Consider the following 16477-nt stretch of genomic DNA (forward strand, 5'->3'; position numbering starts at 1 on the left):
CTGTGTCCACCCTCGTGTCCCCGTTGGCCACGCTCGGCGCGATCCGTCGGCGTACCACCACCCTCGCCCTGCTCCTCGCCATGGTCGCCGCCGCGCTGGTCGGCCCGTCCGTGGTGTCCCCCCGGTTGACCGACTCCGCCTCGGCGTCGGTCTACAGCTCCTGCACGATGAGCCGCTGCGCCGACGCCCGCGCAGCCCGTTCGGGGTGGTCCGCCAAGGGCTTCCCGACCAGCCGCGGCTGGTACTCCTGGAGCGGTGGGAAGTCCAACTTCGCCGGCGGTCAGTTCTACAACTACGAGGGTCAACTGCCCGCCAACGCCACCTACAACGAGTACGACGTCTACCCCCGCACCCAGGGCGCCGCCCGGGACGCGTACCGGATCGTGGTGAACCGCAGCACCGGGGTGACCTGGTTCTCGCCCAACCACTACACCGACTTCTACCGGCTCTGACCGACCCCGGGCCGGTCGGTCGCGGTCCTTGCGGCCGGCCGGCCCTGCGGTTTCGGTACCCGACCAGACCAGGAGGCACGTGATGGCCGACGAGGACGACGGGCGGTGGCCGGACTGGTTGACCGTGTGCCGTGACGACGCGCCGCAAGCGCCGGGGGTGCGGGGCGCGGCGGTGCTGGCCGGTGCGGCGACCCGGACGCGGCCCGCGCTCTTCGCCGCGATGGCCGACGCGCTGGCCCTGCCCACCCATCTCGGACACACGTGGGATGCCCTCGTCGACGTGCTCCGGGACCGGCTGGACTCCGGCCCGCTCACCCTGTTGGTCGACGACGCCGGTCAGTTGCTCGCCGACGAGCCGGCCGATCAGTACGCCCTGCTGCTCACCGTGCTCGGCGACCTCGCCACCACCGCATCCCACCCGCTGCGCGTCGTCCTTCGGGAGGCCCCGCCCTCCTGATCGCTTTCCGCGGTTGCGCCTGTGTGGGTGCTCAGTTCCCGACAGTCGGGGCAGCACGCGGGTGCGGTGACGGTGGTGGTGACGCTCGGGTGACGGGCCCTTCGCGATCCTCGTGCCGAGCCGGGCAGGGTGCACCGGCGCGGGCAACGGGGAGGCCGTGCGGTGGACTTCGTCGACGGGGTGCTGGTGCGGTTGGCCGACCCTGGCACCCGCGCGTCGCTCTTCGACGAGGCGTCGCTGGCGCACCTGGTCGAGGCCGCGTACGACACCGAGGCGATGCCGGTCGCGCCGCCGTACGCGGCGGTCTTCGACGAGCTGACCCTCGGCTTCGCCGCCGCCCCCGTCACCGTGGCCGAGGGGGAGTGGTTGGGCTCCGCCGGGACCACCCGTACCGAGCTGCGGGTGCGCCTGCACGGCCTCGGCGGCTCGGCGCTGCGGATCGACGCGTTGTGGCGGGGCAGTCTGGTGGTGCGCACCAGCGCCGCCCGGGACCGGGTCGAGGACCTCGACGTGGCGGTGCCCGCCTTCGACGTCGACCCGCAGATCATCGCCGACCTGGGCGCGTTGCCGTCCGACCCGGCGCAGTTGGAGACCGAGCGCCGAACGCGGCTGGTGACCCGACTGCGGGCCGGGCTGCACCAGCCGGCCGCGTTCACCGACGCGCACCTGGACCGGCTGCTCGCGGGTGTCGGCGCCACGAACGCCGGTGACCTGGTGACACGAATGCGCGGGCAGGCCGCCGGCGCCACCGTGAAGCTGCGCTACGCCGCGCCGTCGGCCGCCCCACCCACTCCGCGCCCACTGCCGTTCGCCGCAGCCGTGCTGGTCCGCGACAAGGGCTTCTCCCTGGCCGACCTGCTCGTCGAGACCCGTCTGGTGCGGGCCCGCGCCGAGGAGTTGGGGCTGGACGTGCCCGCACCGGACGACGTCCGGCGACGACATCGGGTGGTCGCCGTCTGGGTGGTCCCCGTCGAGACGTTCGACGACGACGGCTGGCCCGGCGGCGACACCGGCACCGACGCACAGAAGCGGGCCGCCCGGTTCGCGAGGGCCGGCCAGTGGCTCGCCCGCAGCGGCATCGGACTCGCCGCCGTCTCGACCTGAGAACTCAGACCAGTAGCAACTTCGTCCGGGAGGACCCGTGGCACCGACAGCAGCATTCCCGTTCATCGAGGTCCGGATCGTGCCACCACCGGCGCCGCTGGCGCAGCGCTCTCCGGGCGTCATCGCCGTGGTCGGCAAGGCGCCGGCCACGGCCGACGGCGGCTCGGCGCCGGCGAACACGCCGGTCCGGATCGAGACCCTCGACGACGCGGTCACCAACTTCGCCCGCCGGCAGGCCGGCAACGTGGTCCGCAACGCCCTCTACAACTCGCTGGAGTTGGCGTTCCTGCAGGACCCGCGCCCGTCCAAGGTGTACGGGGTCAAGGTCGCCGGCGACGACTACGCCGCCGCGCTCGGTGGTCTGGAAGCCGCCGACGACGTGACCATGGTGTCGCTGGCCAACGAGTCGAGCGTCGGCAACCCCGCCGGCGCGGGCGCGCCCACCGGGCTGCACGCCCTCAAGGCGCACGTGGAGACGATGTCCGCGGCCGGCCAGCGGCGGCTCGGGTTCGCCATGGTCAACCCGGCCACCGAGAAGAACCCCACCTACGTCGCGGACATCACCGCCACCGCGAACCCGCTCAAGAGCAGCACCAGCCGGATGGTGATGATCGCAGCCCGAGGGGCGGACGGCGACGCTGCCACCGCCGCGATGGCCGCCGTGGCCGGCCTGCCAGTGCACCACAGCATCGTGCTCAAGAAGATCCGCGGGGTCGCCATCCCGGTGGCCAAGCAGTACAGCCCGGCCGAGATCAAGGGTCTGTCCGAGGCCAACCTGACGCCGATCATCGACCCGACCCTGATCACCGGGGAGAGCCTGCACTTCGCCGACGGGCGGCTGTTCACCTCCGACGCGAGCCTGCTGCACGTCGACCTGGTGCGCACCCTCGACCAGATCGAGTTCATGCTGCGTGCCGGCCTGATCGGTCTGGTCGGCGACGCGCGGATCACCAAGCCGGGCATGACGCTGCTGAAGACCCAGGTCGACGGCATCCTCGGCCCACTCAAGCGGCAGGCGGTGATCGACGACTACCGCATCGAGATCCCGGTGCTGGACATCCTCGGCATCCCCGAGGTCGCACGTACCGCCACCGACACCTCGATCGTCACCGCCGCCCGGGCCGACCGCACCGTCGACCTGGTCGTCACCGTCACGTACGGCCCGGCCGTGAGCCGCCTGCTGGTCACGCTCGTGGCCAAGTTCTGACCCGGAGGAACCAGACCATGGAGTGGAAGACCCGCCTCGCGGTGCAGTACACCAAGGGCACCGAGACGGTGCTGATCAGCCCCATCGACTCGTTCAGCCCGTCCTTCTCGCTCAACGTCGAGGCGTTGCACTCGTGCGAGGTCACCCACCTGGGTGTCATCCACGCGCCGGTGTCGATGAACTTCACCATGACCGTCAAGGCGATCGGGGACGTCGCCGGCCGGCTCACCAAGCTGGCCCTCGACGGTGAGCTGTTCGACATCGCGCTGCTGGAGCACACCGGCGACGACTGGGCGTTCTCGTCCTTCGTCCTGCGGGACTGCATGATCACCAGCGCCACCCCGACCACCGCCACCATCTCCGGCGCCCCAGCGGCGACCTTCAGCGGCTTCAGCCTCGCCGCCACAGTCGACCCGAAGACCGGCGACCAGTCCGTCCTGCCGTAACCCACGAGGATCAACCGGAGGTAGCGAATGGCGACCGGTGCTGGCCGTGCCGCCCGGGTCACCCGTACCGGGCTGGCCCTGGTGCACGCGGGTGAGTTGGTGCTGCCGGCGGCCGGTAGCGAGGCGGAGGCCGAGCAGGTCGCCGAGGACGATCGCGCGGTCATCGCGTACCACTTCCCGGTGGAGATCGAGGTGGTCGTGGCCGGCGGCGCGGTCGACACCGACGCGCTCGCCGACCTCGCGCTGGCCCGCCTCGCCGAGCACCTGGACGGGCAGGTCTGACGGTGGCCATCTCGGTGCACGTGCCGGTGCGGATCCGGCTGGACGCCCGGTCGGTGACCGAGCGGCCGGAGGCGGTGACCGACGCGCTCGGCGCGGCCCTGGCCCGCGCGTTGGAACGCTCCCGCCGCGAGGTGGTCGCGCCCCGCGGCGGCTATCTGGAGGTACGCGCTGGCGCGCCGGAGTTCCGCTGGACCGGCGCGGGCGGTGCGCGGGTGTCCCCGGACGACCGGCGGGCCTTCGAGGCCCGGCTGCGCCGGCGCATCGACGAGGTGGTCACGGCGGCGCGGCTGGACCCGGGGCTGCCCGCCGGGGTGGCCGCGCCGCTGAGCCGGCCGGCGGCCGAGGTGTTCGACCCGCAGCGGATGCGTCACCTGCTGGCCGTCTACCGGGTGCCGTCCTACGACGACGGTGGGGACGCCGCCGAGGTGCCGGTGGACGGCGACGAGCCGCCGCCGGTGACCTACCAGTGGCTGCTACGCCCGGCCGCCTACCTGGCCGGTCACCTCGGCGAGCTGGGCCGGGAGGCGGTACGCCAGCACGGCGGCCTGCCGTCGGGGACCCCGCAGGGGATGATCGCCCGGGTGATCGGCTCCGACGGTCGCCCGGTCTGGGCCGTCCTGGTGAACACCACGCCGTGGTCGGTCCTCACGTTCGAACGGTTCGGCGAGACGGTGTTCCGGGCCGCCCCGCAGCCGCACTTCGAGGTGGAGGAGCGGGTGCCCAGCCCGCAGCCCGGCACGGTGCAGCGGCGGCTGGTCGCCGACCGGAGCGCCCTGGTGGCGATGGTGGACGAGGAGCTCAGCGCTGACATCCGGCAGCGGTTGCGGACCGCCCAGCCGCGTGGCGAGACCACCAGTGTGGACGAGTACCAGGCGCAGATCGAGCGGGCCGTCGACGCCGAGGTGACCCGGCGGGTCGACTCGATCCTCGCCTCGGTGGGCGGTGCGGTGCCGACCTGCCTCGTGGTGATCAGCATCGGTGGGGTCTCCCTGCTGCTGGTGGGCACCGAGGAGACCGACAGGACGCTGCACTGGACCGGCACGGCGAACCTGTTGCCGATCAGCGTCGAGCAGCGACCGGCGGCGCCACCGGACCCGAACGCGCCGCCCGGTGGAGGCATCGGCGACGGCACGGGCACCGACAGTGGCTCCGGCGCGGGCGGCGGATCCGGCACCGGCAGCGGACCCGGTGGCACGGGCAGCGGACCGGGCGGCAGCGGACCGGCCGGGTTGGGCACCGGCACCGGGCCCGGCGGCGGTGCCGGTGGCAGCGGCGGGGACGGCACCGGCGGCGCCCGCCGGGGTGGGTTCGTCTTCGACCCGAGCAGCCCCAGCGCCCCACCCGGCACCGAGGGTCGGCGGTTCCCCGCCGTCACCGGCGAACACTCCGAGATGCGGGCCTGCGCCCCCTTCAACGGCGAACCGGAGCTGGCCGCCCTCGGCCCGGACGGCGACGAGCTGCACCGGCTGATGGACGACATCGCGTTCCGGCTGCAGATGGGCGAGCCGTGCCGTTATCCGGCGAACTTCTGCCTCCAGGCCGCCGCCATGCTGCGCGGCCGGGCCGCAGCGATCAGCCTGCTGGTCGGCTCCGCCGAGCGGGAGGCGTTCACCCGACCCGTACCGGAGGGCAGCGGGCGGCTCGGTCCGCTGGACTTCCGGCCGGTCGCCTCGCCGGCCGTGCAGTTCCTGCGCCACCTGGCCGGGGTCGTGCCCCGCCTGGACCGCCTCGCCCAACTCGTGATGGGCCGCTACAGCCAGCCCGAGCACTTCGCCCGGATCCAGGGCGGCTGGATCGACACGTCCGCCTCCTGGAACCTGCACTTCCTCCAGGCGTTCAGCCCGGCCGTGAAAGGCGCGGTCGGGCAGCTCTTCGTCGTCGGCAGCCAGGCCATGCTCGTACAACTGCTGCTCAGCTCGCGTACCGGCATCGACGCGCGGATCGCCAACTTCGACAGGTACGCGCCGATCTTCGAGCGGTTGATCGTCTCCCAGCTCACCGACTACGCCGAGCTTCAGGGGTTGCGGGAGCGGCTGCGCCGGCACGAGGCCGCCCGGTGGACGCAGGCGCACACCGACCTGGGCGGCGGCACGGTCGCCACGGTGAGCATGGCCAACCCGTCCACCGCCTGGTACGGGGCCGCCCGTGCCATCTCCAGCGCGTTCCTCGCCACCGAGGGCGCCCTGAGCAGCCCCGGAGCGGCCGGCGAGATCGTCGAACGCGACGGCACCACCCGGATCCGCGACTCGCACGCGGTGCTCTGGACCCTCGCCGAGATCGAACAGGCGCTGGTCATCCAACGCGGCGAGGCCGAGGGCATCGACCCGCTGGTCAAGCAGATCACCGACCTGCCCGACGTGCTGGCCCGCTTCGCCGGCGACCGCTCCGCGATCCGCGACGAGCTGTGGCGGGTGCTACAGGACATGCGGCGCAACAACACCGAGATGCTCGGCCGTGCCCGCACCGACGCCCGGTTCGCGTTCAAGTCCAGCCGGATCAGCGAGCACATCCCGTCGGCGACGATCCCCCGGGGACGGTTCGCCCTGCAGGGCATCCACCTGGTCACCCACCAGCAGATCGGCGAGTTCTTCGGCGGCAACCTCTACTACGCCACAGGCGTCGACGAGTTGTTCGGCACCGAACTGGGCCGGGAGGCGCTGAGCGCGTTCGCCACCATGGTCGGGATCATCGCGCTGTCGGTGCTCTGCCCACCGTTGGGTTTCGTGGTCGGGGTGGCCGTCGCCGCCGTCGACGTGGCGCACGCCCACCAGCGCGAGCGCCTGTACGAATCGATGCTCGACCCGGAGCTGGTGCTCACCCGCACCGAGGTCGAGGTCGAGCTGTTCGCCGCGTACCTCGGTCTGGCCCTGTCGCTGATCCCGGAGGCCGGCACCATCGGCGGCGCGGCCGTACGCGGCGGCCGGGTCGCCATGCGCTTCGGCGTCCGCGCGGGGCTGCGCGCCGCCCGGGGGTACGTGGTGCGCCGGGTCACCCGGCAGATCGTCGAGGCCGCGTCCCGTGACCTGCTCCAGGCGTTCCTCACCGAGATCCTGCTCAACGAGGTGCTGGAACGGGTGGTGCAGAAGCTGATGGAGCCGGTGCTCGCCTACGTGGAACGCGAGGCGATGCTCAGCGGCGCGGTCGGCGGCCCGGAGGGCGCCCGATTCATCCTCATGGTGCTCGACTCCCAACCCGGTGGTGCCACCGCCGGGCCGCGCGTCCCGGTGGTGCGGCCGTGACCGGGCCACGCAGGTTCCGCGCCGGCCGGTTCCTCGACGCCGCCGCCGTGCACGCCGCCGCCGACGCCAACCCACGACTGCAACGCTTCATGCGAACCATCGCCGCGCACAGCGAGGCGGGCGAGGTGCGCTCCCGGCGACTGCTGGAGCACCTCGTCCGCCGCATGATCGACGACGTCGCCGACCTGCACCTGAACAACGCGGTCAACCGGCTGGAACGCATCGCCGTGTTGCGGGACAACATCGCCGCGATCCTCGACCACGTGCTGGAGGGCGGCACCCTGCCCGAGGGGGTGCGAGTGGCCACCCTCGGCGAGTACTTCGACCAGCTCAACACCGAGATGCGCGAGCTGAGCCGACCCCGCGACGGCATCGTGGGCGACGCGCCGCTGCGGTTGGCCGACGACGCCGCCGCGTACGCCGACTCGCTGCTGCGCGAGTTCGACGCCGGCAGCGGCGCGGCCGGCCGGCACACCGAGCCCGCCGCGATCGTCGGCGACGCGTTCCGGGCCATGCCGGCGGACCGGCAGGCCGCGCTACGCCGCGCCGCCGAGCTGGAACCGACGGCGCTGTGGCGCGCGGTGGCCGCCGAGACCGAGAGCGGCAAACGGGCCGCCGTCGCGGATCTGGAGACCCGCCTCGGTGGCCGGCTCACCCCCGACGAACTGGCCCGGATGCGTACCGCCGTCGACGACCTCGGTCGCGCCCGCTCCCGCGGCCTGCAGATGACCGAGGCCCGCCTCGCCGAGGCCCTTGCCCGGATCGGCGATCCGGACCTGCGGGCGGTGGTCGAGGGCGGCGACGTCTGGCTCACCCAGCAGCTCGCCGTGCACAACCCGGAGGCCCTGGCGACCCTCTGGCGACGCTTCCGGGACCGGGGCGGACGTGCCGACGACGGCCCCGGGTTCCGGGCCTACCTGCGCCACGACATGGTCACCTACGGCCGGGGCGTGCTCGGCGAGTACACCGCCGCGTTCTCGCTGAGCAGCATCGAGCTGTTCCTCAAGGGCCCGGACGCCAACGTCAAGGTCGCCGGCACCGACCTGGTCGGCATCGGCCACGACGGCTGGGTGTGGTTGGTCGACGACAAGTCGCACCGGGCCACCAGCGTCAGCGGCGTCAGCGCCCTCACCGACAACCTCGTCACCAACCTGCGCCGCGACGCCGCCGACTTCCGCGAGGGCATCGCCCGGCTGCAACGCGACGACCCCGGCTTCACACCCGACCCGCGGATCCTCGACGCGATCTCCCGGATGGAGGACGCCGCCGCCGAGATCGACCGGATCAACCGGCGTGGCTCCGCGTCCACCCGGCCCGCGCGGATCAGCGCCGCGCTGGCGGAGCGCCGGCTACGGCTGCGCGTCACCAGCGCCGCCGGCGAGGTCCGCGAGATCACCCAGGCACTGCGCGACCTTGGCCTGGCCGTCGAATCCACCGGTACGCCGGTGCCGCTGCCACCCACCGGAGGGCGCTGAGCATGGCCATCACCAGCAGCTTCATGCGGTACGGCACGGTGCCGTCGGCGATCATCAGTGACGGGGTGCTGCCCATCCCACTGTGGGCGGTGACCGCCATCTCCCTCGCGCAGACGTACCACCTGCCGCCGATCGGCTCCACCGCGCACAAGGCCATCGTGGCCACCCACGACGACACCATCACGTTGACCGGGGTGCTCGTCGGCGCGGAACGCTACGCGTGGAAGTTCGCCCTGGAGACGATGGCCGAGGCGAGCAAACGCGGCACCGCCCTCGCGGCGTACTCCGGGGGGAAGTTCGGCGGGCTGATCCTGGTCACCTCGATGACCATCCGCACCGACATGCAGGTGCAGTCGTTGACCTTCAACGCCTCCGCCGCCCGCCGCGACGTCCTGGACACCACCATCACCCTCGTCCACGTGCCCCGTCCCAGCCTGCTCGGCAAGCTGCTCGACGTGGCCAGCATCGGAGTCGGCGCGCTCGCCGACGGGTTGGGCAACTGATGCCACCGTTCCCGATCGACCGCTACCTGCTGCCGGAGACGCCCGTCGAGGTGCCCGACGGGTTCACCGAGGTGCGGCAGAGCCTCACCGCCGGCCTCCCGCACCGCGTCGAGTTGGGCGCCGGTGTGCACGCGGTGCTGATCCTGCCCACCGGGCTGGCCCGGCAGTGGCTGAACACCGACCCGCTCGCCGTGGTGAGCAGCTCCGCCGACGACCTGGCGCCCCGGCCCGCGCCGCCGACCGTACCCGCGCCACCGGCGTTGGTCGGCCGGGTGCCGCTGCGACTGGTGGTCCGCCAGGGCACCCGGATCCTCGGCTCGGTGCCGCTCGCCGCCGGCCTCCGTCGGGTCTGCCCCGACGCCGGCACGTCCGCCGACACCACCGGGTCCGCCCCGGTCGCCGTCGAGGTGGTGGTGCTCGGCTGGCTGCTGCACGCCGGGACGGTACGCGGCTCCGGCGACTACGGCTCGTCGCTGACCCTGGCCTGGCGGCGCGCCGACCGCGCGGCGGACCAGTTCGGACCGCCGCCGATCAACGAGTTCGTGTGGCGTCGCCGCCCACCCGCCCAACGGGTCGAATCCGAGCTGGGCCCCGGCCGACTGCGTTACCGCTACCTGCTCGACAAGAAGCTGCGGAGGGTGCTGCGATGACGCTCACGCCGTTCCAGACCGGTCAGGTCCGCCAGGGCGCGGTCGGCAACGACGCCGGCTGGACGATCACCTTCCACCGGGAGACCCCGACCGGGCTGAGCCAGGACGCGGCGCTCACCCTGTCCAGCGCGGACTACTACGCGGCCATCGACGCCGCGCTGCCCGACGGGCTCGGCCCCGGCGCGTACACGGTCACCGTGCAGGGGCTGATCGACGAGCACTTCGCCGCACTGCGCACCGCCGAGGGGCAACCACCGCTGGTGGCGAAGCTGCACCTGTACTGGCGCGACGCCAACACCTCGGTCGGCGCGTTCTTCACCAACCTGGTCGGCGTCAACGCCGGCCCCACCCCGGCCGAGCTGACCCAGGCACTGGTCGCCGTGCTGCGGGTGACCAAGGTACGCCGGCTCACCGGCGAACGGACGTACGACACCGAGCTGACCCTCGTCGAGCAGGCGTACGCCCGGCTCGGGCAGCGGGTCGCCGAACGGTTCGAGGCGGCCACCTTCAGCGCCGCCATCCGCGCCATCGCCGAGCGGACCAGGGTGGACATCGCGACCTGGGGCGCCAACGGGGACGGCACGATGACCCGGGGCGCCACCGAGGCGGCCGGCGACGAACGGGCCGCCTTCGGCGCCGGGCTGCTCTACCGTGCCGCGCTGGAGCGGATCGGCGGCGCGTTGCAGCAGTCGCTCAACGCGTACGGGCGGGGGATGCTGCTGATCCGCGACGGCACCGTGCACGTCGGCAAGCGGCCGGTCCCCTACCCGGAGGGGGAACCCAAGCCGCTCACGCTCGCCACCGGCCTGCTGGCCTGCACCGAGAACGGCAGCCAGGACACCGACCCGTACGCGGCCACCGAGGCCGGTGGCACGGCCGCGCCGCGCCGTCGGGCGTGGACGCTGACCCTGAAGGGTCGCCCCGATCTGAAGCCCGGTGACCTGGTGTGCTTCGACCCGCCGGCGGTGGACGAGGCCACCACGCTGGGCAGCGTCGGCGCGGCGCTGCTCGGCTCGTTCGCCGCGCCGTTCGCCCCGTCGACCGGGGAGTTGGGCGCGGGGGCGAAACTGCTCTACCTCAGCGCCGCCCGGCACACCCTGTCGCGTACCGCCGGTTTCGTCACTGTGGTGCAGGGCGTCGAGGTCACCTCGGGCGCCCAGGCCTGGGACAGCTGGAGCGACGCCTCCGGTGCGGCCGCGGCTGAGCCGGCCGGTCCGACGTCGTCGCCCGGTGTGGCCGCCGCGGAGGCGGTGCGCCGGGCGGCCCGGGCGGCCCGGGGCGAGACGCGCGGCCTGGAGATCGGCGAGGTACGCGCGGCGGCCACCAACGCCAGCGGCGCGGTGGAGCCGCCGGCGCAGACCGAGACGGTGTGGGAGGGGCTGGTCCGCGCGGACGGTCGACCCAACGGCGCCCGCCGCCTGCCGGTCCGCCGGGAGCAGCCCGCGCCGCTGCCAGGGGTGACCTACCTGACCCCGTTCGCCTGGGGTGGCTGTGGGCTCATCCTGCCCCGCTATCCGGGCACCCGGGTGGCGCTGGCCTACCGCAACGGCGCGCCGGACGACCCGGTGGAGGTGGGCGCGCTCTGGCCCACCGGGCACGCCCCGGTCTCGCAGCCTGGGGACTGGTGGTTGTCGCTGCCGGTCGGCGTGGCCACCAACAGTCGTTCGTCGGTCGCCGACACGGTGGTGCCCGCCGACCACGACGGCAAGGTCGCGCACGACCTCACCGACGGCGACGGCAACCGGGTCATCGAGCTGGGTGAGCTGACCGTGCGGGTGGGCCGGGCCCAGTTACAGGGTCGAGGTCAGCGCCCGGCCCGCGCCGACGAGGCCGACAGCATCACCATCGAGCACGCCGCCGGCGGGTCGTCGATCGTGATGAAGCAGGACGGCTCGATCACCATCACCGCCACCCGGATCGACCTGGACGCGGGCAACGGCGCGGTGAACATCAGCGGCGGCACCGTCAACATCGCCGCCGACGACGTCGACGTCCAGGTCGACAACGCGATGAACGTCCACTGAGGAGAACGAGATGGCCTTCGTGCTCACCACGTCGAGCGACGTGCACTGCCCCAGCCAGGGCAAGGTCTCCCCGGCCGGGCAGGCGAAGCTGGTCGTGGCCGGCGCCCAGGTGACCCGTCTCGACGGGATCACGGGAAAGTCGGTGACCGGCTGCACGATCACCGACAGCAGCTCCACCGTGCAGTGCAAGACGGTGGTGTCGGCGACCGGCGCCGCTGCGAAGCTGCACGTCGGCGGGGCCGGCGTGGCGCTGAGCACCCTCAGCGGCGCCACCAACGGCAGCACCCCCGCCCTGTCCGCCAGCGCCGGGCAGACCAAGCTGAAGGCGGTCTGAGATGGACCGGACCGAGCGGGAACGGCAGGCCGCCCAACGTCGCTACCTCGGCTGGGGCCTCGCCTTCGAACCCACCATGCCCGGCGTGGACCTGGCCCGCGACGTCGTCTTCGACGACAGCCCGAACGGCCGGGTGCTGGCCCTCGTCGCCGGCACCGACAACGTGGCCCAGAGCCTCGCGGTGGCGCTGACCACGCTGCGCGGCTCCAACGTCTTCGACGCCACCTTCGGCTTCGACGGCCTCAACGCCCTCGCCGAGCAGATCGAGCCGAACCTGATCCGCGAACAGGTACGCATCGGCATCATCACCCTGCTCGACCGCGACCCGCGCGTCCGCAGGATCGTCGACGTCAACCTCGACGACGGCCGCCTCGGTGCGACCGGCACCGACGACGCGGCGAAGGCCGCGCTGCGCGCGTCCCGCACCCTGCAGGTCCAGGTCCAGTTCGAAACCATCACCGACGACCGGCTCTCGGTGCATCTCGGGGAGCTGCCCAGTGTCTGATCCCACCCTCCCGGCCGAGCTGGCCGACGTCCTGGCCGTCGACGCCGCCGCGCTGCGGGCCACCGGCTCGACCGGCTTCGGCATCGTCGAGAGCGGCTTCGTGCCGAAGTCCTTCGCCCGGCTGCTCGCCGAGAAGTTGGCCACCGCCCGGCTGCTCTTCGGCGACGACATCGACCTGACCAGCGGCGCGGTGCTGCGCAAGGTCCTCGAACTGGCCGCGCTGGAGGACGCCCGGCTGTGGGCGGCGCTCGGTGCCGTCTACGACAACTCGTACGTGGTGTCGGCGACCGCCGACGCGCTGACCCGCCTCGGCGAGGAACTCGGCATACCCCGGCCGTACCTGCCGGCCCGGGGCACGGTGAAGTTGAAACTGAAGGCCGCCCTGCCCACCGGGCGCACCCAGCTCACGCTGCCCAGGGGCGCGCGGCTGTCCACGCCCGGGGGGCACCACGTAGCCCTGGACGAGACGGTGGTGCTCTCCGCCGCCGTCGGTGAACGGGTGCCGGCCGTCGCCGCGTTCTACCCCGGCCCCGCGCACAACCTCGACCCCACCCAACCCAACCAGAAGATCGACAGGTGGAACCGGGCCGACACCCTGCTGGCCGACCTGGACGACGCCGAGCAGGCCGCCGGGGCCGAGCTGGTGGAGATCACCCACACCGTCGCGCTGACCGGGGGCGAACAGCAGGTCCCCGACGCCCGCTACCGGCAACTGCTGCTGGCCGCGCCCCGCTCCATCTGGACGGCCGAGGCGATCGGACTGGCCGTCGCCACCGTGCCCGGCGTACGTCAGGTGCAGGTCTTCGACGGCCGGGGCGGGCTGGACCTCAACCAGTCCATCTTCGGTAACTTCAACTTCATCGAGCGGGTCTTCAGCACCGAACGTGACCTGGGCAACCCGTACTACGTCACGGTGCTTGTCGCGCCGACCGCCGCAGCCATCTGGGACGGCCCGGACGGGCTGCACGCCGCCGTCGAGTCGGTCATCGAGGACCTGCGCCCGGTGGGCATCTTCGCCTCCGTGGACCGGGCCGACGAGGTGGGCATCGGCGTGGAGGCCGATCTGGTGATCCGGGGCCTGCCACTGCCCACCGGCTCGACGGAGACGGTGAACGCCTCCACCGCAGCCACCGAGCTACGCGCACGGCTGCACGCCCGGTTGCGCCGCTACGTCGACGAGTTGCCCTTCGGCGAGCCGGTCCGGGCCGCCGAGGTGATCTGGACGCTGATGAACGAGCCGGGCGTCGCGGACGTCCGCGAGCTGCGGTTGGTGCGCTTCCCGGCCGACTCGGCGGTGGTGGTGACCGGCAGCGCGCCCACCGGCGACGGTGTACAGCGACTGCCGGTCGGCGACAACGCGGTGCTCGCCACCAACCAGGTGCCCGTCTACGTCGACCGGGACGACCCCCGGCCGTTCCGGATCGTCTGAGCGGGGGCCCCGATGACCGACATCCGGGTACCGGTGGACGGCGCCGACCCGTCCGTCGAACGTAACCTCGTCGACCAGCTGGAAGGCCCGTACCCGGGCACCGTCCGGCGGGTGGTGGTGCCGCTCGCCGGCACCGGCGCCGCGGTGGTGGACTGGACCAGCCGGCATCCGCTGCTCACCGTCGTGCTGCGCCGCGACCTGGCCGAGGAGACCGTGCGGGTGACCGTCACGGTGGACCCGGGTGGTGCGGGGGAGCGGGTGCTGCCACCGGTGGTCTTCGCGCCCTGGTCGGCCGCCGGGGCGTCGGTGCCCGCGTACGTCCCGGACACCGCCGACGAGCCGCTGGTCGCCTCGTTCGCCGTCGCCGTCACGGCCGAGCGGGCCGTCGACGGAGCCGCCGCCACGGCGGTCACCGGTGCGGCGCTCACCGGGCTGCTCGAGCTGGCCGTGCTGGAGGGCAACCTCGGTCGGCTGCTCTACCTGGTGTCGTACGAGAAGCACCGGCTGCGCCGCGCGGCCCGGGAGGTGCACGCGTACCGCACCCTGGCGCACGCCCGGCGTGACGCGCTGGACCGGATCGGCGCGGACGTCGGGGTGGCCCGCTTCGTCGACGAGCTGGTGCACGAGCCGACCAACGGCGAGGTGTACGCCCGGCGGCTGGCCCCGCCGGCCCGCGAACAGGACGCCTCGTACGCCCACCGGCTCGGGCTCTACCGGCGGTTCCTGCTGCCCACCCCGGGTGCGGTACGGCGGCTGCTCAACGGCCCCGGCGCGGACACCGACCCGAACACCGGGCTCTTCGCCGACCTGCCCGGCGGTGCACGGTTCACCCTGCGCGAGGACGACGACCGGTTCGCGGTGGCCATCCGGCTGGTCGCCGCCGGCGATCCGCAGCACCGCACGAACTTCCTCGGCCAACTGCGCCGCGACCGTCTCGTCCTACCCGCGAACACCCCGCCGAACAACACCGTGCACGCCGGCCGGGCGCTGCCGACCAACCGGCTGGCCGAGATCACCGCGCTGCGGGCCAGCCTGCGCCAGTCGTACACCTTCGACAGCACCCACGGCATCGCGCCGCCGCTGGCCGCCGCCCTGGACCGGGCGGGACGGGTCTGCCGGGCGCTCGGCTCGTCGATCGTGTGGCAGGTGACCCGGGCCCAGGACGACGCCGGTGGCAGCCGCTACGAGTTGGGTCTCGGCGTGGACGTGAGCTGGCCGACCCCCGCGCAGGCGACCGACCTGCGCAACCGGGTGTTGGACACCGGGCGCGCGGTCACCGCGGACCGGACCGCCGAGGCGCTGATCGCCGCCGCTCGGGCGCGCGGTGTGCCCACCGTGGCGGCCGACGGCGAGGTGGCGTGGCTGTGGCGGGTGTGCGGGCTGCCGACCACGCACCGGATCAGCACCACCAGGATGTACCTGTCGCACCTGCCCACCCGGGGGCTGGCGGTGACCGCGCCGTTGAGCGCGACGGTCGGCGCGAACACGAACGTCGAGGCGCAGTTCCACGCGCCCGGTGACCCGGGCGGCAACGCGCTGTTGCTGGCCGGGTTGACCGCGGCCGGGGCGGCCTGGACCAGCGCCGGTGAGCCGGCCTGGAACCCGTTGACCGACGCGGTGGCCCGCACCCGGTGGGCGGCGGTACCGACCCGGCCGGCCGGGCAGCCGGTCGACCAGGTCCTGGCCGCCGCCGGTCTGCCGGCGGTGCGGGACCCGGCGCCGGTGGTGGCCGCGCTGAACCGGCTCCCCGACGAGCTGGTGGAGACCATCGAACTGCCGGCGGCGTTGGCCTCCGCGCTGATCGCCGGCCAGCCGGCCGCCGGTGATCGGCTGGCCCGCCTGGTCGGGCTGCTGCGCGACCAGCACCTCGCCGCCGCGCTGCCACTCGTCGAGACGGGCAACCGGGTGCTGCTGGTGTGCAGCGTGATCGGCCTGCCGCAGGCCGGGCTGAACCTGGCCGAGCGCCGGGCCACCGGGTTCCGCTGGTACACCGTGGGGCTCGGCGGCGGCACCGCGGAGATCAAGGCGGTCGGTGCGCGGACCACGCTGCGGCCCACCCACGCCGGCCTGGTCGCCGTGGTGGCGCTCTCCTACGTGCGGACCGGCCTGACCGACCCGTACGAGTTCCGGGTGGAGCTGCCCGACGGGGTGACGTTGACCCTGGCGCAGTACGAGCGGCTGATGAACGCGCTGACCCGGGTCTGCCCGCTCGGCGTGGAGGTCAACACGTTCGGCATTCGTCGCGACCACGTCGACCTCGACGACGACGGCACCGCCGAGCCGCTGCGCCCGTCGGTGGCCCGGACCTTCCGCACCTTCCAGCAGCGCCGGCACCGCGGCGTGTACGACCAGCTCTGAGAGGGACACCAC

15 protein-coding genes are annotated in these 16477 nt (G+C 73.4%); all 15 read left to right on the forward strand.

Annotated features, from left to right (window positions below; translation table 11 throughout):
• Nucleotides 1-2: 2 nt before the first annotated feature.
• The 15 genes from ABGB10_RS29885 to ABGB10_RS29955 all read left to right on the forward strand — a co-directional run bounded on the left by ABGB10_RS29885 (nucleotide 3) and on the right by ABGB10_RS29955 (nucleotide 16465).
• Nucleotides 3-452 (forward strand): ribonuclease domain-containing protein, encoded by a 450-nt coding sequence (locus ABGB10_RS29885; protein ID WP_347664328.1) that lies wholly within the window; start codon nucleotides 3-5, stop codon nucleotides 450-452.
• 82 nt (nucleotides 453-534) lie between these two features.
• A complete protein-coding gene (locus tag ABGB10_RS29890) occupies nucleotides 535-909 on the forward strand; it encodes a barstar family protein (protein WP_347664329.1) in 375 nt (124 codons plus the stop codon).
• A gap of 162 nt (nucleotides 910-1071) precedes the next feature.
• Complete coding sequence (locus ABGB10_RS29895; protein ID WP_347664330.1) at nucleotides 1072-2013, forward strand: hypothetical protein; 942 nt, start codon at nucleotides 1072-1074, stop codon at nucleotides 2011-2013.
• Between the two features lie 37 nt (nucleotides 2014-2050).
• On the forward strand, nucleotides 2051-3220 hold the full coding sequence (locus tag ABGB10_RS29900; RefSeq protein WP_347664331.1) for a hypothetical protein: 1170 nt from the start codon (nucleotides 2051-2053) through the stop codon (nucleotides 3218-3220).
• A gap of 17 nt (nucleotides 3221-3237) precedes the next feature.
• Nucleotides 3238-3666 (forward strand): hypothetical protein, encoded by a 429-nt coding sequence (locus ABGB10_RS29905; protein ID WP_088948444.1) that lies wholly within the window; start codon nucleotides 3238-3240, stop codon nucleotides 3664-3666.
• A 27-nt stretch (nucleotides 3667-3693) separates the two neighbouring features.
• Nucleotides 3694-3948, forward strand: a complete 255-nt coding sequence (locus ABGB10_RS29910; RefSeq protein WP_347664332.1) for a hypothetical protein — start codon at nucleotides 3694-3696, stop codon at nucleotides 3946-3948.
• Between the two features lie 2 nt (nucleotides 3949-3950).
• Nucleotides 3951-7187: a hypothetical protein gene (locus tag ABGB10_RS29915; RefSeq protein WP_347664333.1), complete on the forward strand. Its 3237-nt coding sequence runs from the start codon at nucleotides 3951-3953 to the stop codon at nucleotides 7185-7187.
• Nucleotides 7184-8662 carry a hypothetical protein gene (locus ABGB10_RS29920; protein WP_347664334.1) on the forward strand — a complete coding sequence of 493 codons (1479 nt, stop codon included), beginning with the start codon at nucleotides 7184-7186 and terminating at the stop codon, nucleotides 8660-8662. The genes ABGB10_RS29915 and ABGB10_RS29920 overlap by 4 nt, the downstream gene beginning before the upstream one ends.
• A gap of 2 nt (nucleotides 8663-8664) precedes the next feature.
• Entirely contained in the window at nucleotides 8665-9165 is a 501-nt protein-coding gene (locus ABGB10_RS29925; protein WP_053659787.1) for a hypothetical protein, read from the forward strand.
• Nucleotides 9165-9815, forward strand: a complete 651-nt coding sequence (locus ABGB10_RS29930) for a hypothetical protein (protein ID WP_347664335.1) — start codon at nucleotides 9165-9167, stop codon at nucleotides 9813-9815. Before ABGB10_RS29925 ends, ABGB10_RS29930 begins: the two co-directional genes overlap by 1 nt.
• Nucleotides 9812-11839, forward strand: a complete 2028-nt coding sequence (locus ABGB10_RS29935; protein ID WP_347664336.1) for a hypothetical protein — start codon at nucleotides 9812-9814, stop codon at nucleotides 11837-11839. Before ABGB10_RS29930 ends, ABGB10_RS29935 begins: the two co-directional genes overlap by 4 nt.
• Nucleotides 11840-11849: 10 nt before the next feature.
• Nucleotides 11850-12173 (forward strand): hypothetical protein, encoded by a 324-nt coding sequence (locus ABGB10_RS29940; protein WP_347664337.1) that lies wholly within the window; start codon nucleotides 11850-11852, stop codon nucleotides 12171-12173.
• A 1-nt stretch (nucleotide 12174) separates the two neighbouring features.
• Complete coding sequence (locus ABGB10_RS29945; RefSeq protein WP_347664338.1) at nucleotides 12175-12678, forward strand: hypothetical protein; 504 nt, start codon at nucleotides 12175-12177, stop codon at nucleotides 12676-12678.
• Nucleotides 12671-14107, forward strand: a complete 1437-nt coding sequence (locus tag ABGB10_RS29950) for a baseplate J/gp47 family protein (protein ID WP_347664339.1) — start codon at nucleotides 12671-12673, stop codon at nucleotides 14105-14107. The genes ABGB10_RS29945 and ABGB10_RS29950 overlap by 8 nt, the downstream gene beginning before the upstream one ends.
• A 12-nt stretch (nucleotides 14108-14119) precedes the next feature.
• Nucleotides 14120-16465, forward strand: coding sequence for a hypothetical protein (locus ABGB10_RS29955; RefSeq protein ID WP_347664340.1), 2346 nt, complete (start codon nucleotides 14120-14122; stop codon nucleotides 16463-16465).
• Nucleotides 16466-16477: the final 12 nt, after the last annotated feature.

Source organism: Micromonospora sp. B9E7 (genome assembly GCF_039871815.1).
Classification (GTDB): Bacteria; Actinomycetota; Actinomycetes; order Mycobacteriales; family Micromonosporaceae; genus Micromonospora.